Origin of the sequence: Vagococcus fessus, from assembly GCF_003987565.1 — a bacterium.
GTDB lineage: Bacteria > Bacillota > Bacilli > Lactobacillales > Vagococcaceae > Vagococcus_D > Vagococcus_D fessus.
In genome coordinates this window covers 662,161-677,241 of the sequence record NZ_NGJY01000001.1, presented here as the reverse complement: position 1 = coordinate 677,241, position 15,081 = coordinate 662,161, and the positions used below count along the sequence as shown (strand labels likewise).

Sequence of the window (15,081 nt, the reverse complement as noted above, 5' to 3'; positions counted from 1 at the left end):
TAAAGGGTAGTAATAGTAGTATTCTATCAAAGAAGGAGATTACACTAGATGAGTAATATTTTAATCATTGAAGATGAAAAGAATTTAGCCCGTTTTGTTGAATTAGAATTAAAGCATGAAGGCTATCATGTAGAAGTTCATTACAATGGACGTACAGGCTTAGAAGCAGCTTTAGCAGGGGATTGGGATGCCATTCTTTTAGACTTAATGTTGCCTGAATTAAATGGTTTAGAAGTTTGTCGTCGTATCCGTCAGACTAAAAATACACCAATTATCATGATGACAGCTCGTGATTCTGTTATTGATAGAGTTTCAGGACTTGATCATGGTGCAGATGATTATATTGTAAAACCGTTCGCTATCGAGGAATTATTAGCAAGACTGAGAGCATTGCTTCGTCGTATCGACATTGAAGGTGATAAAAATATCATGAAACAAACAACGTTATCTTATCGTAATCTAACGATTGAAAAAGAAAATAGAATTGTTAGACGTGATAACGAAGTGATTGAATTAACGAAACGTGAATATGAGCTATTATTAGCTTTAATGGAAAACGTTAATGTTGTTCTAGCACGTGATGTGTTACTTAACAAGGTATGGGGTTATGAAACAGAAGTAGAAACAAACGTAGTAGATGTTTACATTCGTTATCTTAGAAATAAAATTGATGTACCAGGCGAAGAGAGCTATATCCAAACAGTTCGTGGAACTGGTTATGTGATGAGATCGTAATGTCTGCTTTCAGAAAAGAAATAAAATCTTTATTCAAGTCCAACTTAGTCATTACGGTTAAGTGGACTTTATTAACGTCTACCTTTATTTTTATCCTTTTCACAACGTTTGCTCTTATTACCTATAAAACGAGTACGGATTTGATGGTTAGGGAAGAAAAACGTAATGTGAAGCATACCTTAAACGAAATATCGAAACGATTATCTGAATCAGAAGAGAGCCTTACTCTTAAAGACACTATCTTTTATTTGAAAGATTCTTCTGATATGGGATTAAATGCAAGCAGTGAGGATATTATTCAACTTAATAGTTTTATTGCTGAATTATCTCAACCTGAACTAGCTGCAACAGTCTATAATAAAGACAAAGAGTTAGTTTTTGAAACAAAAGATTATAATTTGAAATACCGTGGGACTAACGTGAAGGAAACAAAAGAAGTCGAGATAGATGACCACACTGGTTTTTTAGCAACACAACCCGTTAAGAATAAAGAGGGGAAGATAGTTGGCTATATTCAATTGTTTTATGATTTAAGTTTGGTTCACGGTATTCGTAGTAAATTGTTAAGTACTATGATTCTACTAGTGGCAGCTGGAGTTATTATAAGCTTACTTTTAGGCTTTATGTTATCCTCTTATTTCTTGAAACCACTTCGTAAGATGACACACGTTATTAATGTTATTAAAAGTGACCCTCAATCTCAAATTAGACTACCTGAAATGAAGTCTAAAGATGAGTTTTCTGATTTAGCAGAAGTCTTCAATGACATGATGGATCGTATGCAGAAATTCATTGAACAGCAACAACAATTCGTTGAAGATGTTTCCCATGAATTAAGGACCCCTGTAGCGATAATAGAGGGCCATTTAAAGCTTTTAAATCGTTGGGGTAAAGATGATCCAGAAATACTAGAAGAGTCCTTAGAAGCATCGTTACAAGAGATTATTCGTATGAAGAGCTTAGTTCAGGAGATGTTAGACTTATCTCGATTGGAACAAGTTGAATTCCAACATAAAAATGATATTTCTATGGCGAGAGAAGTGACTCATCAGACGTTTAATAACTTTCAGATATTGTATCCGGATTTTACTTTTATCTTAGATGACGCGCTATTCTCAGAGCGTAAAGTGAAGATTTACCGTCATCATTTTGAACAATTACTGATTATTATTTTAGATAATGCGGTTAAGTATTCAAGAGACCGTAAAGAGATTCATATGTCAGTTGCTTCAACAAGAGATCAATTAGAAATTGCAATACAAGATTTTGGAGAAGGGATTTCTGAAGAAGACCTTGCACAAATTTTCAATCGTTTCTACCGTGTTGATAAGGCGAGAAGTCGTCATAAAGGTGGAAATGGCTTAGGTTTATCGATTGCCAAAGAGCTTGTTGAAAGCTATGGTGGTAAGATATTAGCAGAGAGTGCTGTGGGGGTAGGAACTATTTTTAGAATATTCTTACCGATGGTTGAGCTCCCTAAAAAAGAAGAAGATGAAGCGTAATGCTTCATCTTTTTTTATACAAAAAAATCGACCTCCGTGAAGAGATCGATCATTATAATTAAACAAATAAGTGTAAGACACTAAAGATAAGTGCTGAGATAACAATTGAAATAGGTAATGTAATAATCCAAGTGAATAACATACGTTTACCTGTATCCCATTTAACACCTTTAGGTCTATGTGATGTACCAACACCCATAATAGAAGAGCTGATAACATGAGTAGTACTAACTGGTAAGTGGAATAATGTTGCACTGAAAATAACAAGAACTGAGCTGACATCAGCTGCCACACCAGTAACAGGTTTAATTTTCATGATTTTACCACCGACAGTTTTGATGATTTTCCAACCACCAATACTTGTTCCAATAGCCATAGCAGTCGCACAGGCGATTTGAACCCAGTGTTGTACTTCATCACCAGATTGCATACCGTTTGCCATAAGGGCCATTGTAATAATACCCATAGCTTTTTGAGCATCGTTTGTACCGTGTGTATAAGATTGTAATGCCGCTGTTAGAATTTGGAAAATTCTAAAGTTCTTATTGGCACGAGATAAGTTGTGATTTTTAAAAATAGTTTTAATAATACTATAAACGATATACCCAACAATAAAAGCAATAAATGGTGAAATAATTAAGCCACCAAAGATTTTAATGAACCCAGAATACTTAATAGCTCCGAAGCCTTCAGATGCAATAGCAGCACCGGCAATAGAACCGATTAAAGCATGTGATGAACTACTAGGAATACCGTAGTACCATGTTATTAAGTTCCAAATAATAGCAGATAATAGAGCAGCAAGTAAGACAAGTTGCATGTTATCTAATTTAACAGGGTCAACGATCCCGCTTGTAATTGTTTTAGCAACACCTGTAAATGAAACAGCACCAAGGAAGTTCATGACAGCAGCTAAGATAATCGCATGTTTTGGTTTTAAAGCTTTAGTTGAAACACTTGTTGCAATGGCATTGGCAGTATCATGGAATCCATTGATAACGTCAAATGCTAAGGCAGCAATAACAATCAGAATAGTTAAGACTAACATTTGATCCATTTAAATTGCCCCCTATGCGTTCTTCATAACAATTGTATTTAAAGTTTTAGAAACATCCTCACAGAAGTTTGCGATTTCTTCTAAATCTTCATAAACTGTTTTGTAGCGAATGATACGAATTGGGTCTTCTTCTTCTTGGAATAGTGCAAGTAAAGCTTCACGGTATAAATCATCACATCTTGATTCATGTTGTTTGATTTTTTTAGATAAGCCATTTACTTCTTTTAATTTTTTAGTAAAGATGTAATCCACTGCTTCAGCAATTTCTTCTGTAGCGCCACAAATTTCTGCAGCCATTTTAGTGATAACATCGTTGAATTTTGATAAGTGACAAATTTCAAATGATAAGGCAGCTTTTTCCATTGAATCTAAAACATCGTCGATACGGTTTGTTAATTCTAAGATATCCTCACGTTCAATAGGTGTGATAAATGTATCGTTAAGTTCTACGATCATATCGTAAACTAATTTATCTCCTTTAGATTCATAGTTATTAATGGTTTCAGAAAAGATAGCGACATCTTCAGGTTTCTCAAGAGAGAAAGATGAAAAATATGTTGCGGCTTCTTTTAGATTCACCGTCATGTCATGTAGTAACTCACCAAACTGATCTTTTTTATTTCTTGAAAACATTTTTAAAACTCCTCGCTAGTTAAATTTATTTTTTTACCAACTACTTCCACATGGTAACATAAATAAATTCATTTAACTATGTAATTTTCTGTATTATTTGAAAAAAAATGAAAAATAATTTTTTGTAGTTATGAAAAGGCTGTAATTACTGATGTATAAGGTTTTATGAATAGTCCTATAACTCTTTTTATCCCCGTTTTTTTCAAAAAAAAATGAAAGAAAAACACCTTCTTGAATGTTATTTTCAAGAAGGTGTTTCGAGATTATTTACGTTGTTGTTTACCAGCATTACGACCGTTTTTTGGTTGTTTATTATTCAACTGTGCATTTCTTGGTTTAGTTGATTTAGCTTGGTATGTTTTATTGACTTCTTTTGGTTTTTCTGTCGGTACAACAACTGCTTTAGGTGGGTTCTTTTTAAATTCTTCAGCAATTTGTTTACGAATACGTGGTTTTTGGTAAAGATTTGAAATCAGTGTTTGGATACAACTGAAAATCCCTCCGACTACCCAGTAAAGTGTTACGCCGGCAGGTGAACTTAATGAGATAAATCCAATCATCATTGGAGACATGAATAGCATCATCTTCATTTGTTTCTTTTGTTCTTCGGACATGCCGATTGTACTTAAGTAACTTTGTAATAAGTAACTTAAAGCAGCTAGCACAGTTAAGATCATATTTGGTTTACCCAAGTTAATGCCTAAGAAAGTCGCGCTTTCGATACCAGGCATATACTTAATCGTAAAGAATAAAGCAGTAAAGATTGGCATTTGAATAAGAAGTGGTAAACATCCCATCCCACCAAACATGCTCATGTTATTGTCTTTGTATAAAGCTTGAAGCTCTTGGTTCGCAGCCATTTGCTCTTGCGGCGTTGTTGCAGCTTTTTGTTTCGCTTGAATGGCAGACATCTGCGGTTTCAAGTATTGCATTTTTTCTGATTGGTAGCTAGCTTTTTTAGTTTGGTGTAAGCCAAGTGGTAGGATAATCGCACGTACAATCAAGGTAAAGACGATAACGGCTAATCCATAATTACCACTAAAGATATCAACAAAGTAGTTGATTAAATGACTCATAGGTTCTACTAAAAGGTTATACATCCAGCCATCACCAGTTGGTTTTCCAATATTTGGACCTGATTTATAGGTTTGAACACATCCTGATAGAGTTAAAACTAATCCGAAAAGTCCAGATGCTAAAAGACCTTTTTTAAGCGATTTTTTCATTATATTCTTCCTTTACTTCTAAATTTACTGATAATGTTAACTATAATAGATAATCACTTAATTTTCAATCAAATAAAAAAATAAAGGGAAAGCGGATTCCTTGTTTAATTATTTCTTAAGGATTTTGTGAATACTGGTTTAATAAGTGACATCAAAAGTGGTGTAGTTTGGTAAAGTATCGACAAAGTCAGTTGTCATAGTATCGACACGACCACTTGGAGTAGGGGAAGCTTCTACTAAGGAAATAAATTTGTTTAATTTTGTTTCTTCTCCAGTTGCTTCTATATAAACAGAGCCATCGGGTAAGTTTTTAACAATACCTTTAATTCGTAGTCGGTCTGCTACCATTTTAGTAGTGATACGAAAGCCGACATGCTGTACTTTTCCTTGAACTGTTAATTTTACATGTTTCATTAATAACCGCCTCCTATAAAAGTTAATGTGATACTGTTATTGTACGATATTCTGATCGTTATACAACTGAAATGTGGATTTATATAGTAGGAATAAGAAGAGAATGCTATAATTGATGGATATTAAAATTATAAAGTTAGGTGACGATTAACAATGAAAGAAATAACATCTACTAAGAATGCGTATATAAAAGAATTAAAAAAACTAGATAAGAAAAAATACCGTGACGAAACAAATCGTTATATTGTTGAAGGTGAACACTTGGTTCAAGAAGCGATAAAAGCAGGTGCTTCAATAGAGAGCGTCCTTTACACTGAAACAGGTCAAACGTTGTTCGAAGCTATGTCAAAAGTAGTAAGTACTGTTGAAGAAGAGTATATAGTAACAGAAGAAGTAATGAAGACTTTGTCGTCTGTCCCAGCTCCTCAAGGGATTATGGCGGTTGTTAGAAAAGAAAAAGAAGAGGAAATTCCTAAATCAGGTACTTTCCTTCTATTAGATGGTGTACAAGACCCTGGTAATGTAGGGACGATGATTCGAACAGCAGATGCCGCAGGGATTAAGACTGTTATCTTAGGTGAGGGAACAACTGATATTTATAATGCTAAAGTTTTACGTTCTATGCAAGGAAGTCATTTCCACGTGACAGTTCGTCAAGCGGTATTGACTGAAGTGATTGCCGAGATGAAAGAAACTAATATTCCAGTTTATGGAACAGAATTAAACCCCGAAGCAGTCTCATACCGAACTGTCGAAAAAACAAGCGAATTTGCTCTTGTGATGGGGAATGAAGGTCAAGGTGTATCGGAAGAAGTCTTAGCGTTAACAGACAAAAAATTATATATTCCAATTGTTGGCCAGGCAGAATCTTTAAATGTTGCCATTGCTGCAGGAATTTTAATGTTTTCATTAACATAAAATGACAATTCTTACGATTTGTTTAATTTAAGGTGCTTAAATGGACTGTTATTTCTGTTGGTGGTAGAATTAAGATGTAGTAAAAGCATATCTTAATTGAAAAGGATGATGAATGGATTGAAGCATGATTGGCAAGCCGATGAAGAGTACATGTCGTATATTGAAGATTTAATTAACACTGAAGAAGTTCAAAAGTTGGGTGACTTTACGCAACATCACTATTCTACGCGTTTGGACCATTCGATTTCAGTATCATATATCAGTTACCGTTTAGCTAAGAAATGGAAAGGGAATGCGCGTTCCACTGCTCGTGCGGGATTGTTACATGATCTGTTTCACTATGATTGGCGCACTGAAGAGTATGATGGTGGCACCCATGCTTACGTTCACCCGCGTGTGGCCGTAAAAAATGCAGAAAAAATTACAGAGTTGTCAGATTTAGAACGTGACATTATAATTAAGCATATGTGGTTGGCAACAATTGCCCCTCCTCGTTATAAAGAAAGTTATATTGTAACGATGGTTGATAAATACTGTGCAGTCAATGAAGTGGTTGTGCCAGTATACCGTAATGCGAAACATAAAGTGACGTCGTTATTTAAAATGGCGAGCTAATCAAAGCAAGTTAAAAAACAGTCAAAGCAAAGTCTATTGGCTGTTTTTATTTTGAAAAAGGGTATGAAGGAAGAGGTGGATAAAGAGATGAAGGAAAGTGACTGTCAGGAGCGTCAGTTTCAGCTGTGTCCAAAATTTGAAAAGACATTCTCTATTCTGGGTAAACGTTGGAATGGATTGATTATAGATGTCCTGTTAGAAGAAGGGTGTCAACGTTTTACTCAATTAGCTCAAAAAATACCAGAGGTAAGTGACCGTGTTTTAGTTGAGCGATTAAAAGAATTAGAAGCGAACGAGATTGTATCACGTTGTGAAGATTGTAAAAATAGTAAAAAAGTAGAGTATTGTCTGACAGAAAAAGGCAAGGATTTGAAACAAGTGATGGCAGAGATTCAAACATGGGCTGAAAAGTGGATTTAATCAGTCCAAACTTGACCTAGCTTCGTTATTCATGTAGACTAATTGGTAATAGAAGAAAAACATTGCGGGAAACTAGTAATTTAGAAACGAGACGTCTCAGGGAGCATTGGCCACTGACTGAAAGCCAAGCGCGGCTCACTAAATGAATTCACTTCCTAAGTTGTCTAACCAAACATTAGACCGGTGTCGCAGGACATCGTTACCAACAATAAAGTGTATGGCAAAGTCTAGCTTTGCGATAAAATAGGATGGTACCGCGAGATCTCGTTCCTTATATAAGGAATGAGGTCTTTTTTTGTTTTCCTCAATCATAAAAAAGGAGTGACAGAAACATGTCTTTAAAACAGCAATTAGAAGCGTTAAAAGAAGAAACATTACAAAAGATTTCAGCAAGTGATGCGTTAAACGATTTGAATCAAATCCGTGTTGAAACATTAGGTAAAAAAGGTCCAATCACAGAAGTATTACGTGGGATGAAAGATTTATCAGCAGAGGAGCGTCCAGTAGTAGGGAGCTTCGCCAATGAAATTCGTGACCATTTAACAGAAAAATTAGAAGAGAAGAAAGTTCAATTAGAAGAATTAGAATTGAACCGTAAACTTGCTAAAGAAACACTTGATGTGACACTTCCTGGTAAAGAGTTAGTTCAAGGGTCAAGCCATGTTCTAACACAAACAATGACAGAGATGGAAGACATCTTCTTAGGAATGGGTTACCAAATTGTAGAAGGTTTTGAAGTAGAGCAAGATGAGTATAACTTTGAGCGTATGAACTTACCAAAAGATCATCCAGCTCGTGATATGCAAGATACGTTCTATATTACAGAAGAGTTGTTACTAAGAACACATACTTCTCCAGTTCAAGCTCGTACAATGGAGAAACATGACTTTACTAAAGGACCACTACGCATGATTAGTCCGGGTAAAGTATTCCGTCGTGATAGTGATGATGCCACACATAGTCATCAATTCCACCAAATTGAAGGATTAGTGGTTGATAAAAACATTACGATGGGTGATTTAAAAGGAACGCTTGAAGTTGTGATGAAGAAAATGTTTGGCGATGACCGTGAAATTCGTTTACGTCCAAGTTACTTCCCATTTACTGAACCATCAGTTGAAGTGGATGTGAGCTGTTTCAAATGTGGGGGTAAAGGATGTAACGTTTGTAAAGAAACAGGTTGGATTGAGATTTTAGGTGCGGGTATGGTTCATCCTAACGTTCTTAAAATGTCAGGAATTGACCCAACAGTATACAGTGGCTTTGCCTTTGGTATGGGGCCAGACCGTATTGCAATGTTACGTTACGGCGTTAATGATATTCGTAATTTCTATCAAAATGATGTTCGTTTCTTAGAACAATTTTCAGTAAAGGAGAAATAATATGTTAGTTTCTTATAAATGGTTAAACGAATTAGTTGATTTATCATCTGTTACACCAGATGAATTAGCAGATAAAATGTCTCGTACAGGGATTGAAGTTGAAGAAGTAAATGTTCCTGAAGAAGGACTTAAAAAAATCGTCGTAGGTGATGTGAAAGAATGCGTGCCACATCCAGATAGCGATCATTTATCAATTTGCCAAATCGATGTGGGTGAAGAAGAGCTTTACCAAATCGTCTGTGGTGCTCCAAATATTGCGGCAGGTAAAAAAGTTATCGTAGCATTACCTAACTCACGAATTGATGGCAATGTAAAAATCAAAAAAGGTAAAATGCGTGGCGAAGTATCATTAGGAATGGTATGTTCACTTCAAGAGCTTGGTTATGGCGACAGTGTTGTACCCAAAGCTTATGCTGAAGGAATTTACTTCATGCCAGAGGAAGCAAACGCTGGCGAACCTGTCTTTTCATATTTAGCAATGGATGATGCGATTGTTGAATTATCAATCACACCAAACCGTGCAGATGCGTTAAGCATGCGTGGAGTGGCTCATGAAGTAGCAGCTATTTATCGTAAAACACCTACATTCCCAACAAAGGAATTGGTTGAGGATACAACTGAAAAAGCGAGCGATTACTTATCAGTAAGCGTAGCAGACAAACAAGATACACCAAACTACCGTATGCGTATTGTGAAAGATGTGACAGTAAAAGAAAGTCCATTATGGTTACAAACACGCTTAATGAATGCGGGTATTCGTCCAATTAACAACATGGTAGATGTGACGAACTATGTGTTATTATTATTCGGCCAACCGTTACATGCATTTGATTATAACGAATTAGGCTCAAAAGAAATTTTAGTTCGTCGTGGTCAAGCAGGCGAAAAATTAGTGACACTTGATGGTGAAGAACGCGAGGTTACACCTGATAATATCGTGATTACGAATGGTCAAAAACCATTAGCTTTAGCAGGTATTATGGGTGGACAAGAGTCAGAAATCACTGAAAAAACAACAACGATTGCGATTGAAGCAGCGACGTTTGATGGGATTGTAACGCGTAAATCAGCGAAACAATTTGGGTTACGTAGCGAATCAAGCAGCCGTTTTGAAAAAGGTATTAACCTAGATACAGTAGCAGAAGCGTGTGAATTTGCTGCAGCAATGATGGCTGAATTAGGTGAAGGAACAGTTGTTTCTGGTGAAGTTGTAGCAGAAGAAACAAAAGCACCTGATACTAAAGTAGCGATTGAATTATCACGTATCAATGGGTCTTTAGGAACTGATTTAACAGTTGAAGCAGTGAATGAAATTTTAACAGCTTTAGATTTCAAATTTGAAGTGACAGGTGAAAGTTATGTTATTTCAATCCCTGGACGTCGTTGGGATATTTCAATCGAAGCAGATATCATCGAAGAAGTAGCACGTATCTATGGTTATGATAATTTACCATCAACTTTACCAAGTGGTGAAGCTTTACCAGGTGCTTTAACAGATGAGCAACGTCTAATTCGTGCCATGCGTGAGTCAGTTGAAGGAAATGGTTTAACAGAAGCGATTAGCTATGCGCTAACAATCGAAGAAAAAGCAACGCAATTTGTGTTAGATAAAGCTCCAGTTGTGGCGCTTCAATCTCCTATGAGTTCTGACCGTGCAGTGTTACGTCAAAACTTAATCAGTGGTTTATTAGAAGATGTGGCTTACAATACAGCGCGTAAAAATAACGATGTGGCTTTATATGAAATTGGTAAAACATTTAAACAAGAAGAGGGTCAAGCTCTTCCTACAGAAACACGTTCATTAGGTTTCGCCTTAACAGGTTTAAGAGAACAAGGCAGCTGGCAAGTTGCGAAAGCACCGGTAGATTTTTATGTGGCTAAAGGTATTGTTGAGAGTATCCTGACAACTCTTGGTTTAACTGAAGCGACAACATTTGTTGCAACAGATGAATTAAAAGAGATGCACCCAGGACGTACAGCATTCTTAATGGCTGGAGAAGAAGTAATCGGCTTTGTTGGTCAAGTTCATCCTTTAACTGCTAAAGCTTATGACATCAAAGAAACTTACGTAGCTGAGCTTAATTTAGAAAAATTATTAGCTGTAACAAGCACAGGTATCAAGTATGCACCTGTTTCTAAATTCCCAGCAATGTCACGTGATATGGCATTATTAGTGGATGCGTCTATCTCTAATCAAGCATTAGTTGATACAATTAAAGCGAATGGCGGACGTTTCTTAACAGATGTGACATTATTTGATATCTTCCAAGGTGAAAAACTTGGAGCAGATAAAAAATCAATGGCTTATTCATTAACATTCTTAAATACAGAGGCAACTCTAGTAGATGAAGAGGTTACAAAAGCAATGGATAAAGTTCAAGCTGCATTAGTTGAAGAATTTTCAGTTGAAATTCGTTAAAAATAATAATAAGGAGTCTGTCTGATGACAGGCTTCTTTTTTGTACAAAATTAAGGTTTGTTTGAAGCTAAAAGAAAGACTAGGGGCGTGGATATATGTTATATTAATGGTTCGAAAAGGAGACTATTATGAAAAAAATTATAATTGGACTAGCAGTTGTGCTAGTTGGTAGTGCAGCCTATATTGGGTTTAGACCTGAAACAGAAGCATCGAAAGAATCGACTAAATCAACTATCAAACAGACTCAATCTGTTGACCATACAAAAAAAGAAAAGGAAGCCCAAGCATTTAAAACCTATAATGAAACATTAATTAAAGATATCTACGGGGCTGAGGATAATCAATCACCAAATGAAAAACGTGAGAGCCTTTCAAAGCGCATGACACCAGAATTAGTAGATATGATGTGTCGACCAATTGGGGATCCAAATGCTAAACAACAGAGTCAAACTAAGATTGTGGAGTCAACGATGCTGAAGGTGAAAGAGTTAGCTAAAGATGAGAAGGAGACAGTCACTCGTTTTGTAATTGAAGCACCAACAAGAAAGCAATTTCCAATGGCAGCGAAAGCTCATTATGTAAAAAAAGAGAAGAATTGGATTATGGATAAGGTAGAACCTGTTCAGGAAGAACAAGAAATTAAGGGGGAATAGAATAACATGACGTTATTTTTAATTTTATTTCTAGAAGGTATTCTAACTTTTATATCACCTTGTATTTTACCGCTGATGCCTGTTTATGTTTCTTATTTTGTTGGCAGTTCGCAGTCACAAAATACGCGTACAGTCCTTTCAAGGGTAGTGACATTTACCTTAGGTTTTTCTGTTGTATTTGTTTTGATGGGGCTGTTTTCAGGAAGTCTATCTCGTTATTTAATAGCGTATCGTCGAGAAATTCAAATCGTGACAGGGACACTCATTATGATTGCGGGTCTAAAGATAACAGAATTAATTCCTATTCTTAATAAGTTGAACATGGCTCAATTAGGTTTGAAAAAAACTGTTTCAATAAAAGAAACAAGCGGACTAGGAACATTCTTTTTCTTTGGGACACTTTTTGCATTAGGATGGACGCCTTGTCTAAGTGCTTATCTAGGAACAGCGTTGATGTTGGCTGCTCAAAGTCAATCAGCACTTCTAGGTGGTGGGTTATTACTCGTTTATTCAATTGGTATGAGTATTCCCTTTATCTTAACCACCTTTTTATTGACACGCTTTACATCAGGGATGACCTGGATTAAGCAACATTACCGTCAAATTAATATCGTGTCTGGTGTACTGATGATAGCTGTAGGCCTATCGATCGTGACAGGTTGGGTTGATTATTTACAATTGCTAGTCACACGCTAGAGTAGAAAAGGAGAATGAAATATGACTAAGAAAAATTGGTTATTACTGTTAATCGTACCAGTGTTATTAATAGGAAGTTATGTGTTGTATCAAAAGCTGACAGCGGATTATGAAATGCCTGTAACAGCTCCAGAACCACCGATTGAAGAGGAAGTAAAAAGTATCACAGATGAGAGTTTTGATTTTACTTATGAGGATAAGAACGGCAAGAGAGGGAAGTTATCTGACCATAAAGGAAAGCCGATTGTCGTTAATTTTTGGGCGAGTTGGTGTCCACCTTGTCGTGAGGAAATGCCCTTATTTGAGAAGATGAAAAAAGAAAATCCTGATGTGGATTTCTTATTTATTAATCAAGCTGATGGTCAACGTGAAACACAAGACTTGGCATTGGAATTTTTAGAAACAAATGGAATTGAGATTGAAACTTATTTTGATAAGACGACAGATACTGGTTATAAATATGGCTTAGCGGCACTACCTGCAACGGTTATTATCGATCAGGATGGTGTGATTCAAGGTAGAATTATGGGACAAGTATCAGAAGAGGCTTTAAAAAATGGAATAGAGTTGATTAAAGAGTAGCCAGTAATTGGGTTGCTCTTTTTTTATAGGTTTATTTCTTAATAAAGGGAGGGAATAATGGTAGAATAGAAAAAGCGAGAAAAGGACAGGTTAAAGTAGAACAACCTGATAGAAGGAGGCAATAGTATGACAGACTATTTATCAGATATTGAGATTGCACAGCAAAATGATATGGCATTTATTGAAGAGGTAGGGGCTAAGATTGGATTAGACCGTCAAACGTTAGAGTTTTACGGCAACTATAAAGGGAAAATTGACGTTAATCAGCTTAAAGATAAGGAAGAAAAAGCTAAAGTGATCTTAGTAACTGCCATTACCCCAACGCCAGCTGGTGAAGGGAAAACAACAACAGTTGTAGGGCTAGGAGATGGCTTAAACTTAATCGGTAAAAAGGCTGTCATTGCTTTAAGAGAACCTTCTTTAGGGCCTGTTTTCGGAATTAAAGGTGGCGCTGCGGGTGGCGGTTATGCGCAAGTCGTGCCAATGGAAGATATCAATTTACACTTTACAGGCGATTTTCATGCAATTGGAGCTGCTAATAACTTGCTGGCTGCTCTTTTAGATAATCATATTCATCAAGGGAATGTTCTGAAGATAGACGTTAATCGTATTAACTGGAAACGTTGTGTGGATATGAATGACCGTCAGTTACGACAAATTGTTTGTGGGCTTGGCGCTCGTGTTAATGGTGTTCCTCGTGAAGATGGCTTTGAAATAACAGTTGCCTCAGAAATTATGGCTATTTTATGTTTAGCAGATGATTTAAATGATTTAAAAGCACGCTTAAAACGTATCATCGTGGCGTACGACTATGAAAATAATCCAGTAACGGCAGGAGATTTACAAGCAGAAGGTGCGATGACAGCTCTTCTTAAAGATGCGATTAAACCTAATTTAGTTCAAACGTTAGAAAACAACCCTGCGATTATCCACGGAGGACCATTCGCTAATATAGCACATGGTTGTAATTCAGTGATTGCGACAAAAACAGCCATGAAATTAGGCGATTATGTGGTAACAGAAGCTGGTTTTGGTGCCGACTTAGGTGCAGAGAAATTCTTAGATATTAAATGCCGACAGTCTGGTGTTAGACCTTCTGCTGTTGTAGTCGTTGCGACCATTCGTGCCTTGAAAATGCATGGTGGCTTAGGTAAAGATGAGTTACAATCAGAAGATTTAGTAGCTCTTGAAGCTGGATTACCCAATTTACTTAAACATGTAGAAAATATGACTGACGTATATGAGCTACCAGCAGTTGTTGCGTTGAATAAATTCCCAACAGATACAGAGAAAGAAATAGCATTAGTCACTGAAAAATGTGCTGAGCTTGGCGTGAAAGTTATTTTATCTGATGTATGGGCAAAAGGTGGAGAAGGTGCTCGTGATTTGGCAGAGGAAGTCGTTGCTCTTGCAGAACAACCAAGTGAGCTTCAATTTGCTTACGAAGAGTCAGATAGTATTGCTGAAAAAATTGAAAAAATAGTCACAAAAATATACGGTGGTGCGACTGTCCAATTTGCACCAGCTGCTAGAACGATGATGGCGAAATTAGAAAGCTTAGGATTTGGTCATTTACCAGTCTGTATGGCGAAGACGCAATACTCATTATCAGATAATCCTAAATTGTTAGGACGTCCAACTGATTTTGCAGTAGAGGTTAGTCGTATGAAAGTATCCGCTGGGGCAGGCTTTATCGTCGTATACACAGGTGATGTGATGACGATGCCAGGGTTACCAAAAATCCCAGCAGCAAATAAAATTGATGTGACAGAAGACGGTATGATTACCGGTTTATTTTAAATAAAAAGGACTTAGCCAATTGGCTAAGT

The 15,081-nt window shown here is 36.4% G+C and carries 15 protein-coding genes; 11 read left to right on the top strand and 4 right to left on the bottom strand.

Annotated features, from left to right (window positions below):
* Nucleotides 1-48: 48 nt before the first annotated feature.
* Together CBF31_RS03325 and CBF31_RS03320 are read left to right on the top strand one after the other, a co-directional pair.
* Entirely contained in the window at nucleotides 49-735 is a 687-nt protein-coding gene (locus CBF31_RS03325; protein ID WP_126830948.1) for a response regulator transcription factor, read from the top strand.
* A complete protein-coding gene (locus tag CBF31_RS03320) occupies nucleotides 735-2,237 on the top strand; it encodes a HAMP domain-containing sensor histidine kinase (protein ID WP_126830947.1) in 1,503 nt (500 codons plus the stop codon). Before CBF31_RS03325 ends, CBF31_RS03320 begins: the two co-directional genes overlap by 1 nt.
* A gap of 58 nt (nucleotides 2,238-2,295) precedes the next feature.
* On the opposite strand, the gene CBF31_RS03315 is transcribed toward CBF31_RS03320, so the two are convergent.
* The 4 genes from CBF31_RS03315 to CBF31_RS03300 form a co-directional block, all read right to left on the bottom strand.
* On the bottom strand, nucleotides 2,296-3,294 hold the full coding sequence (locus CBF31_RS03315; RefSeq protein WP_126830945.1) for an inorganic phosphate transporter: 999 nt from the start codon (nucleotides 3,292-3,294) through the stop codon (nucleotides 2,296-2,298).
* A 12-nt stretch (nucleotides 3,295-3,306) separates the two neighbouring features.
* Entirely contained in the window at nucleotides 3,307-3,927 is a 621-nt protein-coding gene (locus CBF31_RS03310; protein WP_126830943.1) for a DUF47 domain-containing protein, read from the bottom strand.
* 263 nt (nucleotides 3,928-4,190) lie between these two features.
* Nucleotides 4,191-5,153: a membrane protein insertase YidC gene (gene yidC, locus CBF31_RS03305; protein WP_126830941.1), complete on the bottom strand. Its 963-nt coding sequence runs from the start codon at nucleotides 5,151-5,153 to the stop codon at nucleotides 4,191-4,193.
* A gap of 138 nt (nucleotides 5,154-5,291) precedes the next feature.
* Complete coding sequence (locus CBF31_RS03300) at nucleotides 5,292-5,567, bottom strand: acylphosphatase (protein WP_126830939.1); 276 nt, start codon at nucleotides 5,565-5,567, stop codon at nucleotides 5,292-5,294.
* 153 nt (nucleotides 5,568-5,720) lie between these two features.
* On the opposite strand from CBF31_RS03300, the gene CBF31_RS03295 reads away from it, so the two are divergent.
* From CBF31_RS03295 to CBF31_RS03255, 9 genes are all read left to right on the top strand, one after another.
* Nucleotides 5,721-6,485 carry a TrmH family RNA methyltransferase gene (locus CBF31_RS03295; RefSeq protein WP_126830937.1) on the top strand — a complete coding sequence of 255 codons (765 nt, stop codon included), beginning with the start codon at nucleotides 5,721-5,723 and terminating at the stop codon, nucleotides 6,483-6,485.
* A 150-nt stretch (nucleotides 6,486-6,635) separates the two neighbouring features.
* Nucleotides 6,636-7,100, top strand: a complete 465-nt coding sequence (locus CBF31_RS03290) for an HD domain-containing protein (RefSeq protein WP_415674425.1) — start codon at nucleotides 6,636-6,638, stop codon at nucleotides 7,098-7,100.
* An 87-nt stretch (nucleotides 7,101-7,187) separates the two neighbouring features.
* On the top strand, nucleotides 7,188-7,520 hold the full coding sequence (locus CBF31_RS03285) for a winged helix-turn-helix transcriptional regulator (RefSeq protein ID WP_126830935.1): 333 nt from the start codon (nucleotides 7,188-7,190) through the stop codon (nucleotides 7,518-7,520).
* A gap of 332 nt (nucleotides 7,521-7,852) precedes the next feature.
* Entirely contained in the window at nucleotides 7,853-8,902 is a 1,050-nt protein-coding gene (gene pheS, locus CBF31_RS03280) for a phenylalanine--tRNA ligase subunit alpha (RefSeq protein ID WP_126830933.1), read from the top strand.
* 1 nt (nucleotide 8,903) lies between these two features.
* Nucleotides 8,904-11,321, top strand: a complete 2,418-nt coding sequence (gene pheT, locus CBF31_RS03275) for a phenylalanine--tRNA ligase subunit beta (RefSeq protein WP_126830931.1) — start codon at nucleotides 8,904-8,906, stop codon at nucleotides 11,319-11,321.
* 128 nt (nucleotides 11,322-11,449) lie between these two features.
* The gene (locus CBF31_RS03270; protein WP_126830929.1) at nucleotides 11,450-11,974 is read left to right on the top strand and encodes a hypothetical protein; all 525 of its coding nucleotides are present in this window, start codon (nucleotides 11,450-11,452) and stop codon (nucleotides 11,972-11,974) included.
* 6 nt (nucleotides 11,975-11,980) lie between these two features.
* Entirely contained in the window at nucleotides 11,981-12,670 is a 690-nt protein-coding gene (locus tag CBF31_RS03265) for a cytochrome c biogenesis CcdA family protein (RefSeq protein ID WP_126830928.1), read from the top strand.
* Between the two features lie 21 nt (nucleotides 12,671-12,691).
* The gene (locus tag CBF31_RS03260; protein ID WP_126830926.1) at nucleotides 12,692-13,252 is read left to right on the top strand and encodes a TlpA family protein disulfide reductase; all 561 of its coding nucleotides are present in this window, start codon (nucleotides 12,692-12,694) and stop codon (nucleotides 13,250-13,252) included.
* A 126-nt stretch (nucleotides 13,253-13,378) separates the two neighbouring features.
* On the top strand, nucleotides 13,379-15,052 hold the full coding sequence (locus CBF31_RS03255) for a formate--tetrahydrofolate ligase (protein WP_126830924.1): 1,674 nt from the start codon (nucleotides 13,379-13,381) through the stop codon (nucleotides 15,050-15,052).
* Nucleotides 15,053-15,081 lie beyond the last annotated feature (29 nt).

What these genes read in the sequence shown, in the direction of transcription:
- yidC (WP_126830941.1), bottom strand. Translation starts at nt 5,153, where the DNA reads ATGAAAAAATCGCTTAAAAAAGGTCTTTTAGCATCTGGACTTTTCGGA.
- CBF31_RS03270 (WP_126830929.1), top strand. Translation starts at nt 11,450, where the DNA reads ATGAAAAAAATTATAATTGGACTAGCAGTTGTGCTAGTTGGTAGTGCA.
- CBF31_RS03255 (WP_126830924.1), top strand. Translation starts at nt 13,379, where the DNA reads ATGACAGACTATTTATCAGATATTGAGATTGCACAGCAAAATGATATG.
- pheS (WP_126830933.1), top strand. Translation starts at nt 7,853, where the DNA reads ATGTCTTTAAAACAGCAATTAGAAGCGTTAAAAGAAGAAACATTACAA.
- CBF31_RS03315 (WP_126830945.1), bottom strand. Translation starts at nt 3,294, where the DNA reads ATGGATCAAATGTTAGTCTTAACTATTCTGATTGTTATTGCTGCCTTA.
- CBF31_RS03265 (WP_126830928.1), top strand. Translation starts at nt 11,981, where the DNA reads ATGACGTTATTTTTAATTTTATTTCTAGAAGGTATTCTAACTTTTATA.
- CBF31_RS03320 (WP_126830947.1), top strand. Translation starts at nt 735, where the DNA reads ATGTCTGCTTTCAGAAAAGAAATAAAATCTTTATTCAAGTCCAACTTA.
- CBF31_RS03260 (WP_126830926.1), top strand. Translation starts at nt 12,692, where the DNA reads ATGACTAAGAAAAATTGGTTATTACTGTTAATCGTACCAGTGTTATTA.
- CBF31_RS03295 (WP_126830937.1), top strand. Translation starts at nt 5,721, where the DNA reads ATGAAAGAAATAACATCTACTAAGAATGCGTATATAAAAGAATTAAAA.
- CBF31_RS03325 (WP_126830948.1), top strand. Translation starts at nt 49, where the DNA reads ATGAGTAATATTTTAATCATTGAAGATGAAAAGAATTTAGCCCGTTTT.
- CBF31_RS03310 (WP_126830943.1), bottom strand. Translation starts at nt 3,927, where the DNA reads ATGTTTTCAAGAAATAAAAAAGATCAGTTTGGTGAGTTACTACATGAC.
- CBF31_RS03300 (WP_126830939.1), bottom strand. Translation starts at nt 5,567, where the DNA reads ATGAAACATGTAAAATTAACAGTTCAAGGAAAAGTACAGCATGTCGGC.
- pheT (WP_126830931.1), top strand. Translation starts at nt 8,904, where the DNA reads ATGTTAGTTTCTTATAAATGGTTAAACGAATTAGTTGATTTATCATCT.
- CBF31_RS03285 (WP_126830935.1), top strand. Translation starts at nt 7,188, where the DNA reads ATGAAGGAAAGTGACTGTCAGGAGCGTCAGTTTCAGCTGTGTCCAAAA.
- CBF31_RS03290 (WP_415674425.1), top strand. Translation starts at nt 6,636, where the DNA reads ATGTCGTATATTGAAGATTTAATTAACACTGAAGAAGTTCAAAAGTTG.